Raw genomic sequence first — 16490 nt, 5'->3', positions numbered from 1 at the left:
TGGAATGAATGAATGAATGAATGAATGAATGAATGAATGAATGAATGAATGAATGAATGAATGAATGAATTTCAAGAAATACTTGTGTTTTGCGTTTAAAATGCGGACATTTCTGAACCTAAGGAAATAATTATAAACTAATCAATTCTGCCATCTAAAAACCTTGTTAAATGACTTCAAGAAGGGAATTTATCAGAACAACAGCCATGGCTGCTGCAGGTACTTATCTGAGTACTTTACCTTTTACCGCTAAAAGCTACAGTCGGATCATTGGCGCCAATGATCGTGTCCGGGTGGGAGTGGTCGGCTTCTCAGACCGCTTTAAAAATTCGCTGTTCCCTGCTTTTACTGCACATTATACCAAGCTGAATTTTGAAATAGTAGCACTATCTGACCTATGGAAGCTTCGCCGCGAGGAGGGGCAGGCTTTTCTTGAGCAGAAGCTCAACCAGAAAATAAAGGCCTGTGTGAATAATGATGAGTTGTACCGGATGAAGGATCTCGACGCCGTAATAATAAGTACAGCTGACTTTCAACACGCGTTACATACTATTGAGGCTGTTAAGGCCGGTTGTGATGCCTATGTTGAAAAACCCTTTGCTGAGACTATGGAAGACAATAGGGCAGCATTGAGAGCAGTAAAAGCTACAGACAGGATCGTTCAGATAGGATCACAAAGAAGGAGTGGCACAAATTATCATGCTGCTGCGGATTTTATCAAGCAAGGTAAATTTGGTGATATCACCATGGTAGAACTTACATGGAACGTGAATCAGCCAGGGCGATGGAGGAGACCGGAATTACTCGCTCAGCTCAGGGAACAAGATACCGATTGGAAAAGGTTTTTGATGAACCGGCCTTTTGAACCCTGGGACCCTCGTAAGTATTTAGAGTACCGTCTTTTCTGGCCCTATTCCTCCGGGATGCCGGGGCAATGGATGAGTCACCAGATTGATACAGTGCATTGGTTTACCGGACTAAAACATCCCAGAAGCGTAGTGGCAAACGGCGGCGTTTATATGTGGATTGATGGACGGAAGAATTGGGATACCACAACTGCAGTGTTCGATTATGGTCAGGATGGAGATCAGAAAGGATTCCAGGTAACATTTAGTTCAAGGATGCACAATGGCTCAGAGAAGCCTGCGGAGATCTATTATTCGAACGGTGGGGAATTGAACCTAATCACAAACCAGATTTCTCCAAACGGAGGGTTACAAGAAAGCCATGCAGCCGCAATGGGTATGAAAGCTAATCTGTTGCCTACTATTGCCCTTGCTGATGCTTCCATGCAGGCTGTTGCCAGTGCAAATACAGGCGGCGACCGCCTAACTACAAGTCACATGCTCAATTGGATGCAATGTATCAGAAGCAGGAAACAACCGAATGCTCCTGTGGAAGCCGGATACTATCATTCAATTGCAAATATTATGACTACAGCTGCCTCTCACACAGGTTCAAAAGCAACCTTCGACGAAAAGAAGCAGGAGGTAATTGTGAACGGAAAATTGTTTAAATAAGATGTCGAGACGCAATTTTTTGAAGCAGGCTGGTTTGCTTACAGGATCTCTGCTTCTGCAAAACCAAATGGTAAGCGCATTCTCGCGAATACCCGATGGGATAATCAGAGTGGGAGTTATTGGTACTGGCGACCGCGGGAAAGGCTTGATCCATACTATTAAGCAGCTTAACAACTCTTTCAAGGTTACTGCAACATGTGACGTACTCGATTTCCGCCTCAGGGAGGCAGAGAAAGCCTGGGGCGCAGGTCAGCTAAAAAATCATTCAGATTACCGCAAGCTGCTGGATGATAAAAGTGTCGATGCTGTCCTTATAGCGACCCCGCTAAATTCCCATTACGAAGCTGCAGCGGCAGCATTAGAGGCAGGGAAGCATGTCTATCTTGAAAAGACGATGACCTATAGTATTTCCGAGGCCCAAAAGCTGGTGAAGCTGTCAGAAAAATATCCAAACTTGGTTTTACAAGTAGGGCACCAATACCGGTACACACCTTTATACTACCGGGTTAAAGACATGATTCACAAAGGCTATTTGGGAAAAGTTACACAGGTGGAAAGCAGGTGGGACAGAAATTGGAACTGGAGACGCAGCGTTCCGGATGCCGCTCTTGAGAAGCAGGTTAACTGGCGCATGTATAAAGAGTACTCCGGCGGTCTGGTGGCTGAACTGCTTTCTCATCAAATTGATTTTATCAATTGGGCTTTCGATACTCATCCCGATGAAGTTTTGGGTACCGGAGGGATCGATTTCTACAAAGACGGAAGGGAGACATTTGACAATGTGCAGGTAACGCTGAGATATAACAAGCAAAATATGATCGGCAATTTTGGGGCAACCTGTGGAAATGCTTACGATGGTTATTTGTTTAGATTGAAAGGTACCAAGGGAACAATTTCATTACTGACAGATCAGGGAGTATTTTATCCGGAGAAAGAAACGCGAAAGGAGCTGGAAACAGTTGATGGCGTTACTGGTGCCTCGAAAATAGAATGGAATACCGATGGGGGCATTCCCATATTAAAAGAAAAATCAAAAGATGGAACATGGTATGCCTTAAGTGATTTTTATAAAGCAATCACGACAGGAGCAAAGCCAGCATCTAATGTGATAACCGGAGCAACTACTGCAGTTTGTGTGCATTTGGCTAATCAGGCTATCGCCCAGCATCAGGTTAAATCATGGAAATCAGAATATAATTTTTAAGATTATGAAACTTATCAGAGTAATTTTCCCGCTGGTACTGGCATTTTTGCTTCATGCGGGTGTATCAATAGCCAATACCAAGCATCAAAGAAATGGGGCAGGTCCCGAAATATTCGATGGGAAAACTTTGAAAGGTTGGAAGACCCTGGGCGGAAACGCTCCTTTCAAGGTTGAAGACGGAGTAATTGTGGGAACCACTGTTCTTAATTCCCCCAATACCTTCCTGGTTACTGAAAATGAGTATGGAGATTTTGTGCTCGAACTCGATATCAAACTTGGTGCTCCCGTCAATTCAGGAATTCAAACCCGCAGTCATTATAATCCCCAGCTCAATAAGGGCAAGGGGGCAGTTTATGGCAGGCAAGTGGAAATTGATCCGAGCGACAGGAAATGGAGTGCAGGGATCTATGACGAAAGCAGAAGACAGTGGTTATATCCCCTTTCCTTAAATACCAGGGCGCAGAACTTGTATAAAAGCGGAGAGTATAATCATGTTAAGATCGAGTGCATTGGCAACGTAACTAAAACTTGGTTAAACGGGCAACCAGTGGCCTATCTAATTGATACGATTGACCAGAAAGGCTTCATTGGCTTGCAGGTGCACAGCATATCAAAGGAAGAAGAGGCTGGTAAGGAAATTTATTTTAAGAACATTAATATTAAAACAGCTAACCTAAAGCCTGAGCCTTTTCCTTCAGATATTTTTGTGGTGAATATGGAACCCAACTCACTGAGTAAACAGGAGAAACAAAGTGGCTGGAAATTGCTGTTTGATGGTAAGAGTTCGAATGGTTGGGTTGGAGCTTATAAAGATTCCTTTCCTCCAAAAGGATGGGTAATTGAGCATGGTACACTGCGCGTACTTTCGTCAACTGGAGCAGAATCAACTAATGGAGGAGATATTGTTACCCGGGATAAATACAAAGCTTTCGACTTAACATTCGACTTTAAATTATCGCCGGGCGCTAACAGCGGAGTGAAATATTTTGTCACCCTGACAGAGAAAAACGCGGGATCCGCAATCGGACTTGAGTATCAGGTGCTTGATGATAAATTGCATCCTGATGCCAAGTTGGGGCGCGATGGCAATCGCACGCTCTCGTCTTTATACGACTTAATCACAGCTAATAAGCCGGAACGTTTTCTTCATCCGATAGGCCAATGGAACAGCGGCCGGGTAGTTGTTTATCCCGATAACAGGGTAGAACATTATTTGAACGGAGCGAAAGTGCTGGAGTATGTTAGAGGTTCTAAAGAATTTCGTGATCTGGTAGCAATTAGTAAGTACAAAAGTTGGAATAACTTCGGTGAAGCACCTGAAGGTCATATCTTACTGCAGGATCATGGCAATGATGTAAGTTTTAGAAGTATAAAGATCAGGAACCTTAATTGAGTAACTTATTGCTTTATTTTAATTAGTTGAAGCTTATGAATGTCCTGTTAGGACCTCTCATAAGCTTTCTTTTTCAAATCATTTAAATATTCCATTGGGCTTAGCTTGAAGTGTTTCTGGAAGTTTTTTCCGAAAACGCTCTGAGATCTGAAACCCACCTTTTTTGCTATTTCAAATAAAGTAAATTCGTTCTGTGCAATGAGATCAGCAGCTTTTTGCAACCTGATAACGTTGATCAGGGCTTTAGGAGAGAGATTGGAAAGCGAACTGATCTTACGGTAAAACGTAGGCCTACTCATGTTCATATAATCCGCAAGTTTATTGATGTCAATGTCCGGATCTCTCATATTGGCATGTATATAGTCCTCCAATTTCTGTAAAAACTGTTCGTCTATTTTGGAATGAGCCAGTTCACGTCTGACGCTGGATAAATCACCGGAGAAATGTTCTTTAACCTTCATCCGGTTTTTCAGCAGATTTGCTACTTGCAAGCGCAAAAGCTCCGGTGCGAAGGGTTTTTGTATGTAGGCGTCGGCCCCCACTTCAAGACCTTCAATGTGTGCCTGGTAAGTGTTTTTTGCAGTAAGAAGGATGATAGGTATATGGCAGTATTCAACCGTTGACTTGATCAGTTTACAAAGCTGAAAACCGTCAATACCGGGCATCATGATATCTGAAATAATAAGATTTACCATGTTGTTTTGTAAGATCTCCTGCGCTATCTCCCCATTAATAGCAGGATGAAGTTTATAAGATTCGCCCAATACTTGTGATAGAAACTCTAAAATATCTTCGTTATCATCAATTATTAAAATACTATCCTTCATACTAATCCTGTTGTAATTTCAACTAAATATTATCGTGTGCTAAAATCGTTAATCCGAGTTCTGAGGAGCTTTCTCCTGAAATTTTTTCCAACTGCTAACCTTGAATTCAAATTTTTGACGGAGGGGTAAAGTAAGTTCAAAGACAGTATGATGGGGAGCTGTGGATGCCAATTTTAAGGAGCCACTGTGCAGGTCTGTGAGCGACTTTGCGAGAGCCAAACCTATCCCTGTGCCTGGTTTTTTATTTCCCGGCATTCTAAAAAATGGTTTAAAAACGTCCTCACTAAACTCTTTGGAAATACCAGGACCATCATTTGAAAATCTGATCGTGAAATTAGCTGTATCCTCTCCGTTAGGAATAATCTCAATTGAGGCAGTTGTGCCTGCATATTTTATTGCATTGGAGATCAGGTTGCTGCTGATCTTTAAGAATGCTTCCTTATCTACAAAGGCAATCACCGGTTCTAAAGGCTGCTCAAAGCTTAGTTCGATCTTTGTTTTAATAGCTTCTTGTCTGAATACCTCTACTTGTTCCGCCAGGATCTCTGAAATATTTACATTCACGAAATTCAGTCCGAACTGATTAATCTCTGTTTTTCTAAAGTCAAGCAACTGCCCGGTCAGTTCCAGCAGTCGTTTTGCATTCTGCTCCATCATAGTCAGGCTTCTTTTAATACCTGCAAACTCATTTATCCTTTCCATTATCAATGCCAGTGGCCCTACAATAAGAGTTAAGGGAGTTTGAATTTCGTGAGTGATATTGGTGAAGAACTCAATTTTCGCCTGGTAGATTTCTTTCTCTTTTTCGTATTCAAACATCCTGAGCTTGTCGCTATTTTTCCTCTGGAGGTATAAATGATAATACCTGAAGGATAGGTACAGAGCAATGATGATCAGGGTGATATAGAGCATAAAGGCGGGCTTACTTTTCCATAGGGGAGGTAGTATGAGAATAAATAAGCGTTGTTCCTTGCTTGTCCAGCTACCGTCATTGCTTTCTGCTTGCATAACAAAGGTATAACTGCCTGCAGAGAGACCGGTGAAATAAGCCTTGCGATTATTGCGAAGGTACGTCCATTCCTTATCCAGACCTTTCATCTGATACTTGTATCGGGTAGCTTCAGGCGAAGTGTAGTTAATTGCCGCAAACTCAATACTGAAATTTGTTTGATCGTGATTGAGTACCAGGGTGTCTGTATAAGAGACGGATTTGGATAAAGGGGAGTTCTCGGTATTGGGAACCACATCCTTATTATTGATCTGAAAGCCTGTGATATATGAAGGTACTATGGTTTTCGTTTGTACAAATTCCTCTGGCTTGAAGGAGATCATTCCCTTTACGGTGCCAAAAAACATCTCCCCATTTGCGGCCTTGTAAGCCGAGTTGTAATTAAATTGGTCTGTTACTAAACCATTGTACTGCGTATATACTTTTATTACCTCAGTTTTAAGGTTAAGACGGATCAGACCTTTCAAAGAACTAATCCAAAGATTTTTTGAATTGTCTTCTAAAATTCGGTAGACTGAATTCGTAGGCAGTCCATTTTCGGTCGTATACTTCTTAATCGTTCTCCGGTCGGCACCTAGTCGTATCAATCCACCTCCATCAGTAGCAAACCATAAACACCTGTTACTATCTTCATAGATCCCCTGAATAAGGTAGTCATGGTCAAACTGACTGTCATCGTCCTTGTCACTGAAGCTGATCGTCCCTTTTTTGCCGGTTTTTATATTAAAATACGAAGTTCCTGAACCCGGGCTTCCCGCCCAGATTGTTCCTTCATGATCTTCAAGAAGGGCATAAACGTCAAATCCATCTGGTAAATAGCCATATCTTTTAAAAGTCTTTTTTAATGGATTAAAGGAAAAAAGGCCCAGCTGGTTCCCTGTAGTACCTATAAGCAAAGTACTGTCGCTAGTTAGGTATATACACATCACGAAGTCTGAAACCTTACTCTTATTTTCACCTATCAATTTAAACCGGTCGGTAATAAGTCCGGTCTTAATATCCATTATTTCCATTCCGCGGATAAAGGGACCGATATAAAGGCGATTTTGATAGGCTAATAGACCGTGTATATTTGTATAAGAGAGTCCTGTGCTTTTGCCATTGGGAAGATAGCTCGTGAATTGCCCGGTTCTGGGATTAAATTTATTAATACCCGCATCTTCAGTACCTATCCACAGGTTCCCGAGTTCATCACTGCAGATCTCCCGGATAGCATTTCCCGAAATAGAGTTCTTATCATCTGTAGGATAGTATTTTTTGAATCTGGCGCCCTCTTTTGAATAGTAATTAAGACCCCCGAAGAAAGTTCCTGCCCATAAGCCGCCCTGTTTATCTTTACACAAAGAATAGACAGCATTATCTGTTAGCCCATATTTATCCCCGTTCCGTTTTACAATCTTTTCGCTTTTCTTCGTTTTGAAATTATAATTAAAGATTCCTGATTCGGTTGCAAACCAGTATTCACTATCTCCGTACATCAGAATATCTCTAATGAAAAGATCTAAGTTGCTTTCATTGCCAAGTTTTAAAGCACTTCGTGCTCCGGTTTTTACATCATAAACTCTTACACCCAGTTTCGATGTTCCAATCAGCAAGCTGTCTTTACCCATGTCAAAAACCTTAGTAATGAATTTCTCCTGAGGAGGCAGGTTCTTATCCAGAACCGCCATACTGCTTACTTTCTTTGTATCTGGATCGTATTTGAGAACCGTCCCATCATTCCTGCCAAGCCAGATATTTCCCTGTTTACCAAGCGTGAGACAGGACGCGGCCAGACCAATATTAGTCACCTTATCCTGTTGTTGATTATAATGATGAAGCCAGCCTTCTGCCAGGAACCATAAGTTATTTCGTTTGTCAGTGCGGATATAGGTTATACCACCTTTTACCGCCAGGACGAGTTCCTTAAATGTTTCAAGGTAAGGATCATATTTAAAAATCCCTCTCCCGGTTCCCACCCAGATCATTCCCCTCTTGTCTTCGTCTATTGAAACAATGATGTTATTGCCTATGGTCCCAAACTTATTCTTATCGTTCCTGAAAGTTTTAAAGGTATAGCCATCAAAGCGGTTTAGTCCCCCCTTTGTGCCAATCCACATAAAGCCCTTGCTATCCTGTATCTGTGTGATCACAGAATTATGTGCAAGACCTTCTTCCACCTGGTAGTGCTTAAAGTAATAAGACTGCGACTTAGCCGTATCGAACGCTAGTAGGAAGAATATTACTGTTAGAATTGGAGTATACAAGTACATTGGTCAGTTCCGCTGATTCAAATATAATAGAAAAGGCTTTCTTAAATACCCCTCCAAATATCCAAAAAGCTTGTTTTTTCAATCCAAACTCTCAAACATGCTCTTAAAGCCCACCTCGCTGATATTTACCAATACCGTCTCCCGAAAATGAGACAAATGAGCCATAGTTTGAGAAATCTCGCTTGGTGACATTATCGACATTTGGACTGTAGAAAAGAGGGGAGAATGGGTTGCTGGGGCCCCATCAGGAATGACGAACCAATTTTAGCTGTAAAAAGCACGAGAAATTATAAACACACCACTTAATAAATAAATGCGTATGAATTTTAAAAAATTAATTCTTATTGCGACTCTTTCTTTGCCTCTCATTTCCTCTGCCCAGGAATGGCAGCCGAAAAGAGCGGCATTAATGAGTAAATTTTCGAAGGATGTAGATCCGAAAAATGTATTGAGCGAGTACCCTCGCCCTCAGTTTGCCCGTAACAGATGGCTTAGCTTGAACGGACTATGGCAGTTTCAACCTGCTTCAAGCAGAACAGAAGCCTTACCTGCGGGTAACCTATCACGTTCCATCCTTGTGCCGTTTGCCGTTGAATCTGCCCTTTCAGGGGTAATGGAACATCATGAGAGCATTTGGTACCGCCGTAAGTTCAATATTCCTGCATCATGGAAAGGTGAACGGGTATTATTGCATTTCGGGGCTGTTGATTACGAAACAGAAGTATTTGTAAACGGAAAAAGCCTCGGTGTTCATACTGGTGGATATGATCCTTTCAGTTATGATATTACAGCACAGATAAAAGAAGCCGGAAACCAGGATATTGCACTTAGGGTATACGATCCAACCGATAAAGGCGGATTTCCCCGCGGGAAACAAACATTAAATCCACAAGGAATTATGTACACCTCTGTTACTGGGATATGGCAAACAGTTTGGCTTGAGCCGGTTCCTAGAACCAGTATAAGCGACCTGAAAATTGTTCCGGACATAGATAAATCTGTAGTAAAGCTTCTTGTTCAAACGAATAATCCAGCACAAGATTTAGATGTTGCTGTACAGATAAAAGATAAAGGGAAGGTTATACAAACCCTCACAGTAAAGCCAAATAGAGAGGTTAGCGTGCCTGTTAAAAATGCAAAGCTTTGGTCACCAGATAGCCCTTTCTTGTATGACTTAAGTCTCTCATTAAAACAAGGTACTAAAAGCATAGATGCGGTTGACAGCTATTTCGGAATGAGGAAGATCTCGATAGGGGAAGAGAACGGAATCAAAAAGATGTTCCTGAATAACAAATTCCTGTTCCAGCTTGGTCCATTGGATCAGGGCTTCTGGCCCGACGGAGGTTATACTGCTCCAACTGATGCCGCTTTGCGCTACGACCTGGAGATGATCAAGAAATTTGGCTACAATATGGTTCGTAAGCATATTAAAGTTGAGCCATACAGGTGGTATTACTGGGCAGATAAATTAGGTTTAATGGTATGGCAGGATATGCCTTCTCCAAACTCATATACTGAACATGTGCCTCCTGTAGATACTGCAGCATTTTCATCCGAGCTAACGCGTATGATTAAAACCCATTGGAATTCTCCTTCTATAATTAGCTGGGTCGTTTTCAATGAAAGTCAGGCACAGCATAATACCCAAGCCCTGGTACAAAAAGTAAAGCAATTAGATCCAACAAGACTGGTTAATCAGGCTAGTGGCGGAAGTCACTACGGTGTAGGAGATGTGATGGATATTCATAGCTATCCTCCTCCTGATGTCCCTGCTCCAAGTGCCACCCAAACCCTGGCTGTAGGCGAGTATGGCGGAATTGGTTTCATTATTCCTGGTCATACCTGGAAAACCGGCCCTACCTACATCATGATTGACAATGAAAAGGATTACCTGAATTTATATGATCAGTTTGCAAACGACCTCACTCAATATAAAACGAATAATGGCCTGAGTGCTGCGGTCTATACCGAGATCACTGATGTGGAGATAGAACTAAACGGCCTGCTTACTTACGACCGTGAGATAATAAAAGGATCAATAGATAAGATCAGGGCATCGAATGAGCGCGTAATCAAAGGAAATATTTACCTGAGAGATATTCTGGCTAACGCAAAAAGTGATGCAAAGATCTGGAAGTATAGCTTTAGTAAACCTTCAGGTAATTGGTTCAGTAAAGACTTCAATGATCAAAACTGGCAGTCAGGCAAAGGTGGGTTTGGAAAAGAGGGAACCCCTGGAGCTGTTATCGGAACACAATGGACCACAGAGGATATCTGGTTAAGGCAGGAATTTACCCTTGGTGATCTTTCCAGGATCAACAAAGACGAGTTGATGCTCAGCATTCATCATGACGACGACTGTGAGGTATACATCAACGGTGTTAAAGCCGCGGATATTAAAAGTTACACACCTAAATATACGCTGGTAGCGATTGAAGATGCTGCGAAAAAAGCTTTGGTGGCAAATGGTAAAAATGTTATAGCCATTCATTGCCATCAAAACACAGGAGGACAGTTCATCGATGCTGGCCTTACTTTAATGAGTAAAAAAGAAAGTACGAATTCACTAGTACGCAAATAGAACACACAGATAGATTATTTATGAAGCGATTATTTTTAGGAGCGGCCTTGCTATTGACTGCAAGTACATATGCACAACAGCGACAGGCTCCTGCTTATCCCTTAATTACCCATCACCCTTATTTTAGTATTTGGTCAGGGAGTGATACCCTTAATGCAGCTACAACAACTCATTGGACCGGGGCTAAACAGTCTTTAAATGGAATGGTAAGTGTTGACGGCAAGATCTATAATTTTATGGGTAAGGCAGAGAAGATTTATACTCCAATACTGCCTGCTGGGGATCAGGCCGAGTATAGCGTTCAGTACACAGAGACAAAACCATCTAATGGATGGGAAGGCTTGGGTTTTAATGACAATGCCTGGAAAAGTGGTCCCGCCCCTTTTGGATCAGAAAAAGGCCAGGTTAGAACTGAGTGGAAAAGCAACGATATATGGGTAAGAAGAACCTTCGATCTTAATAAGATTACTGAGAAGCCAGTTTTTCTGAAGTTAAATCACGACGATAATATTGAGGTTTATATCAATGGTAAGCCAGCGTATACAAAGACAGGATGGACAGAAGGGTTTGCTTATATTCCTGTTAATAAGAAGTTATTAAAAACAGGAAGGAACATTATTGCAGTTCATGTTGCGAACACAGCAGGAGGAAGATGGCTGGATCTTGGGCTGGTAGAGGAAGCTGTTATTAAAGGCCCCGCAGTTCTTGAGGCGAAGCAGAAAAGCATCGACCTCAATGCTACCCAAACTATTTATGGTTTTACCTGTGGAGGTGTCGACCTTAACGTAACTTTTACTTCTCCATTACTGATGGACGACCTGGATCTGATGGCCCGTCCGGTTTCTTATATCTCGACAAAAGTGAGCTCCAACGATGGCAAACAGCACCAGGTAAAGCTTTACTTCGGAGCATCAAGTTCTATCGCGGTTCATGCAGCTTTCCAGCCGGTAAAAGGAGTGGAGTATTCGAGAAATGGATTGAATATCCTAAAAGCAGGCACTATAGAGCAACCTCTTCTGAAAAGAAGCGGCGACGATGTCCGGATAGACTGGGGCTCTCTGTATGTTGCTGTACCTCAGCAAACTAACGCTGTTCAAAGTATCAGCACGGAAGCAGATGCATTAAACAATTTTATATCGGGCACAGACCCCGCAGCTACCGAAATGACAGGGGCTAAACTTAGGCTCAATACAATTATTCCGGTAGGTACAGTGGGAGGAACTGCGGTCGATAACTATATAATGATCGGCTATGACGAAATATTCGCCGTTCAGTATTTTCAAAATAACCTGAGGCCATGGTGGAATATCAACGGTATTGAAACCATCGAAAATCAATTTGCTCTTGCCTCACAACAGTATTCTTCAATCATGAAGAAATGCGTCGACTTTGACAAGAAGCTTTACGATGATGCACTTAAAAGCGGCGGGGAGCAATATGCGAAGCTTTGCGAAATTGTTTACAGACAAGCTATTTCAGCGCACACGCTAACCAAAAGTCCCGAAGGTGAGATTCTTTTCCTGTCAAAAGAGAACTTTAGTAATGGATCTATTAATACCGTGGACATTACTTACCCATCCGCGCCTTTATTCCTTATTTATAATCCAGACTTACTTAAAGGAATGATGAATGGGATTTTCTACTACAGTGAAAGTGGTCGTTGGAAGAAACCTTATGCAGCTCATGATCTGGGTACTTATCCACTTGCTAATGGCCAAACTTATGGAGAGGATATGCCGGTAGAAGAATCGGGCAACATGTTAATTCTTGCAGCTGCTATCGCGAAGGCAGAAGGCAATGCCGATTACGCACGGAAACATTGGGAGACCTTATCTGTTTGGGCAGATTATTTAAGCAAGGAAGGATTCGATCCCGCTAATCAATTATCTACAGATGACTTTGCTGGCCACCTCGCACGTAACGCTAACTTGTCGGTCAAAGCTATCACAGCATTAGGTGGCTACGCTATGCTGGCAGATATGCTTGGAAACAAGGATGTTGCAAAAAAATACCAGGCTTTGGCAAAAGATATGGCAATACGCTGGATGAACATCGCTGATGCCGGTGATCATTATGCGCTTACGTTTAACCAGAAAAATAGTTGGAGCCAGAAGTATAACCTCGTTTGGGATAAAGTATTGAATCTGAACCTTTTCCCTGAAGAAGTTTATAAAAAAGAGGTGAACTTCTATTTAACCAAACAGAACGTTTACGGCCTGCCACTTGATAGTCGCGAGACTTATACCAAGTCAGATTGGGTTCTCTGGTCAGCAACTCTGGCTGATAATTCGAAAGATTTTAATGCATTAGTAAGCCCCATGTATAAGTATGCTCTTGAAACACCAGACAGGGTGCCACTGAGTGACTGGCATGGGACCATAAACTCCAGAAGGATGAACTTTACTGCCCGTAGTGTAGTTGGAGCCTACTTCATAAAAATGCTTGAGCATAAACTGAAATAAATGATGGAGATCAAAGTGCGGTTACGAAAGCTGCACTTTGATCTCCATTACTAATAATGGCTTAAGATTTCCATTAAAAATATCAATTAACTTAATAATTCTAATTATGATCAAACAAATACTAACCAATCTCAACACTTAGAGCGCTTTATTCTAAAGCTTAAGAGGAAGCTCTTACAAAGTATTCTATTAACTAATGCAAATTATGAACCACTAATTATGCGATACTTATTGTTAGCCTTTTCTGTTTTTGCAGTTGCTGGTATTTCCAGGGCATCTGGTGTCGAAAATGAAAAGAAAATCCGAACTCCTGAGACTCGAAATGTATTCTCTGTCAAGAAAATAGCATTTCGTGATTCTGTACACGCGTACAAAAAAGCTCACGCTTCCCGATCGTCTTCCAAAGACAGTATGTCGGCAAAACTTCCTGCAATTACACCATTCAACTTGTCGCTGTTTCCTGCAGTAACCCTTCCACAGTTTGTAAAAGGAAGGTTCGCAGGCTTAAACGTACAGGAGTCATCAGGTGAACCTGGTACTAATCAAACCATGTTCATTCGTGGCTCAGCGCTACCCTTGCTTTCTCCGAGGCATGTCTACGACGCGCAACCTTTAGTGATACTGGATGGAATGCCACTGGTAACCGAGCATCCTTTTGCTTATGATATCCAGCAGTACAATTTCAACAGGATTGGTCCTGCCACGAATGTCCTTTCAAACATTGATATGGATAACATCGCATCGGTAGAAGTGCTGTCCGATGTAGAGGCGACAGCGGTATATGGTCCCCAGGCTGCCAATGGGATCATTCTTTTAAAATCAAAACTCGCCGATACCATTCGTCGTGTTACCTTCAGCTCTTATATAGGCTACTCCCCCAGACCCGGAGTAACTACCATTAACGGTAATTATGAGAACGCTTTCAGGCAACGTTTCTACGACCTATATACCGCTACGGGCCGCAATTCTGAGGACGAGGTGTACCCCGTATATTTAAGTGATTCACTAAGTGCAGGGTATTTTGGTCCATCAAACTGGTCTGATCTGTATTACCGGAATGCAATGTCCTATTCCATCAATGCCTCCATAACTGGAGGGACAAGGCGGGCTAATTTCCGCTTTTCCTTAGGCAATCTCCAGAACCAGGGAGTTGCCGATGAAACAGCAGTTAATCGCTATAGCACAAGGTTTAACATAAATATGCGCCCTGTAAAATGGCTGTTGTTCTCCGCAATGGTAAATGCTAACCGCGTGGAAAGGGACAGGAACAGGAGCCTGAGGGATCGATTTACCCAGGTTAATTATTTCCCTGACCTTAGCTCGCCACTTAGTCCGAATAAGGAGGTTTATGGCGACTATTTATCGCTCTATGATAAGGGATTCGACGATAATAAAATCAATATAATTGATGGCTATGCCAACCTGGGATTAGATTTGGGTGCTATTCGGTTTGACTCCCGTCTGGCGGTAAATTACAACGAGGGCTACCGGGATATTTTCTATTCCAGGTCCTTAATGCAAAATACCAGTTACGCTTCCAATTATTACGGATTCAATCAGCGGTTCCTGCTAACCAATAGTGCGAAATACGACAAAGCATTTGATTCTGGGGATAACTTACATTTAGAGTTAGGTCAGTCTATCCAGTGGGACACCTATAAATATAATAATGCCTACGCTTACAAAGGATCATCAGATTTTATCAAAATAAATCTTCTTTTTTCAGATCCCAACAAGCCAAATGAATATCTCTTACCACGCGCTTTCCCTAAGGAGCTGGTATTTCGTTTTTTAGACCGTACGCGCTCTAATCTGTTGTCCGCATATACTACCGGCGACTATTCTATAAAAAACAAGTACTCATTCTCTACCACCTTACGAGTTGATGGTTCTTCGAACGCTCAGCCTACTAAGCGTTGGTTTTTTTCTCCAACAGCTTCGGTTGCATGGAACTTAAAGAATGAGTTGTTCAGCCAATCTAAAGGAATATCTGCTCTTGATCTTAAGTTTGGTATAGGCCGTATTGGCAGGTTAAATAGCTATGATAATTATGCAGCTGGTCCGCAGTATATGTCCAACGTGGGTTATACGGGTAATGTTACGGTGCCGGGATACAATGCCTTCGCGGTCCTTACCCGCCCTTATAACTTCGGATGGGTTGGATATGGCGTTCCATGGGCCTATTCCGATCAGGTTAATGGAACAGTAAGTACTGCAATCCTAAATAACCGTTTTCGCTTTGCTGCTACTTTATACTCTAAAACAGAAAAGGACCTGTTATTCGGAGTGCCCGATGGTGCCGAGTATGGCTACAGAGAGTTTATCAAAAGCGGAATGTCTGTTAGCAACAAGGGAATTGACGTGATAGTGGCAGGGGATATTATAAGAAGTCCTAAAAATTCATGGTCTTCATCATTATCATTCAATGTTAACAGAAACCGTTTAAAAGCTTTGCCAGGGGGTGTTGAGCAGGTAGAGATCGGCAACAGGCTACTAAAAGTAGGAGAGGCCCTGGATTCGTACTGGCTACTGCAGAATGATGGGATATACGAATCGGATGCAGATGTTCCGGTTAGAGACGGCGAGGTAATGAAATTTAATGGAAGTGCACTGAAAGGTGGAGATCCTAGATGGAGAGACATCAATGGTGATAATGCTATTGATAATTCTGATAAAGTAATGATGGGGCATGCACTGCCAATCCTTTATGGAAGTTTTGATAATGCCCTCGCTTTTGGCAAATGGAACTTAAACCTCAATTTCTATTATAACCTGGGAAGGGACATTATAAATCAAAATATGGCTAACCGCTTTGATTTCATAAACAGGGAGGGACAGTCAAATATTAATTCCGTTAAGGAGATCACTTTCTGGGAAAAAACAGGTGACTACAGCAAATATCCTCTATACAACCCCTGGAGCACGGTATTACCTTATCGGGTAGACCAGAATCTCTTTATGGAAGATGCCTCATTCCTGAAGTTGCGCAGCCTTTCTATAGGTTATGATCTAACTAAGGCTGCTCGCTCACGGATGAAACTGCAGAACCTGTATATCTATACTACGCTTAATAACGTCTTCACACTCAGTAAATATTCAGGCCGCGATCCTGAACTGGTAGACTACACTGGTTATGACACGGGTTATGGACTTCCAATTCCGCGAACATTTACACTTGGGGTTAAGATGGAATTATAGCTTCAAATTAACACCACATAGTTTAAGTATCTGAATTAAAAGAA

General features: G+C 42.0%; 8 protein-coding genes. 6 read left to right on the top strand and 2 right to left on the bottom strand.

The features are described from left to right. Positions 1-170 precede the first annotated feature (170 nt). From J4N25_RS07540 to J4N25_RS07530, 3 genes are read left to right on the top strand one after another with little or no spacing between them, the layout of a single operon-like run. Positions 171-1520, top strand: a complete 1350-nt coding sequence (locus J4N25_RS07540) for a Gfo/Idh/MocA family protein (RefSeq protein WP_207421524.1) — start codon at positions 171-173, stop codon at positions 1518-1520. A 1-nt stretch (position 1521) separates the two neighbouring features. Next, positions 1522-2724 (top strand): Gfo/Idh/MocA family protein, encoded by a 1203-nt coding sequence (locus tag J4N25_RS07535; RefSeq protein ID WP_207421523.1) that lies wholly within the window; start codon positions 1522-1524, stop codon positions 2722-2724. 4 nt (positions 2725-2728) lie between these two features. Next, positions 2729-4117, top strand: a complete 1389-nt coding sequence (locus tag J4N25_RS07530; protein ID WP_207421522.1) for a 3-keto-disaccharide hydrolase — start codon at positions 2729-2731, stop codon at positions 4115-4117. Positions 4118-4164: 47 nt separating this feature from the next. Here J4N25_RS07530 and J4N25_RS07525 read toward each other — a convergent pair whose 3' ends face one another. Together J4N25_RS07525 and J4N25_RS07520 are read right to left on the bottom strand one after the other, a co-directional pair. Beyond that, a complete protein-coding gene (locus J4N25_RS07525; protein ID WP_207421521.1) occupies positions 4165-4944 on the bottom strand; it encodes a response regulator transcription factor in 780 nt (259 codons plus the stop codon). 48 nt (positions 4945-4992) lie between these two features. Further along, positions 4993-8205: a ligand-binding sensor domain-containing protein gene (locus tag J4N25_RS07520; protein ID WP_207421520.1), complete on the bottom strand. Its 3213-nt coding sequence runs from the start codon at positions 8203-8205 to the stop codon at positions 4993-4995. A 319-nt stretch (positions 8206-8524) separates the two neighbouring features. On the opposite strand from J4N25_RS07520, the gene J4N25_RS07515 reads away from it, so the two are divergent. From J4N25_RS07515 to J4N25_RS07505, 3 genes are all read left to right on the top strand, one after another. Further along, on the top strand, positions 8525-10786 hold the full coding sequence (locus J4N25_RS07515) for a glycoside hydrolase family 2 protein (RefSeq protein ID WP_207421519.1): 2262 nt from the start codon (positions 8525-8527) through the stop codon (positions 10784-10786). A 20-nt stretch (positions 10787-10806) separates the two neighbouring features. Then, positions 10807-13248: a glutaminase family protein gene (locus tag J4N25_RS07510; protein WP_207421518.1), complete on the top strand. Its 2442-nt coding sequence runs from the start codon at positions 10807-10809 to the stop codon at positions 13246-13248. A 219-nt stretch (positions 13249-13467) separates the two neighbouring features. After that, the gene (locus J4N25_RS07505; protein ID WP_207421517.1) at positions 13468-16446 is read left to right on the top strand and encodes a SusC/RagA family TonB-linked outer membrane protein; all 2979 of its coding nucleotides are present in this window, start codon (positions 13468-13470) and stop codon (positions 16444-16446) included. Positions 16447-16490: the final 44 nt, after the last annotated feature.

The sequence above is a fragment of the Desertivirga brevis genome (assembly GCF_017355835.1).
The sequence above is the reverse complement of the archived record's forward strand: the minus strand, read 5'-3'. Positions and strand labels throughout refer to the sequence as shown.

What these genes read in the sequence shown, in the direction of transcription:
- J4N25_RS07540 (WP_207421524.1), top strand. Translation starts at nt 171, where the DNA reads ATGACTTCAAGAAGGGAATTTATCAGAACAACAGCCATGGCTGCTGCA.
- J4N25_RS07535 (WP_207421523.1), top strand. Translation starts at nt 1,522, where the DNA reads ATGTCGAGACGCAATTTTTTGAAGCAGGCTGGTTTGCTTACAGGATCT.
- J4N25_RS07530 (WP_207421522.1), top strand. Translation starts at nt 2,729, where the DNA reads ATGAAACTTATCAGAGTAATTTTCCCGCTGGTACTGGCATTTTTGCTT.
- J4N25_RS07525 (WP_207421521.1), bottom strand. Translation starts at nt 4,944, where the DNA reads ATGAAGGATAGTATTTTAATAATTGATGATAACGAAGATATTTTAGAG.
- J4N25_RS07520 (WP_207421520.1), bottom strand. Translation starts at nt 8,205, where the DNA reads ATGTACTTGTATACTCCAATTCTAACAGTAATATTCTTCCTACTAGCG.
- J4N25_RS07515 (WP_207421519.1), top strand. Translation starts at nt 8,525, where the DNA reads ATGAATTTTAAAAAATTAATTCTTATTGCGACTCTTTCTTTGCCTCTC.
- J4N25_RS07510 (WP_207421518.1), top strand. Translation starts at nt 10,807, where the DNA reads ATGAAGCGATTATTTTTAGGAGCGGCCTTGCTATTGACTGCAAGTACA.
- J4N25_RS07505 (WP_207421517.1), top strand. Translation starts at nt 13,468, where the DNA reads ATGCGATACTTATTGTTAGCCTTTTCTGTTTTTGCAGTTGCTGGTATT.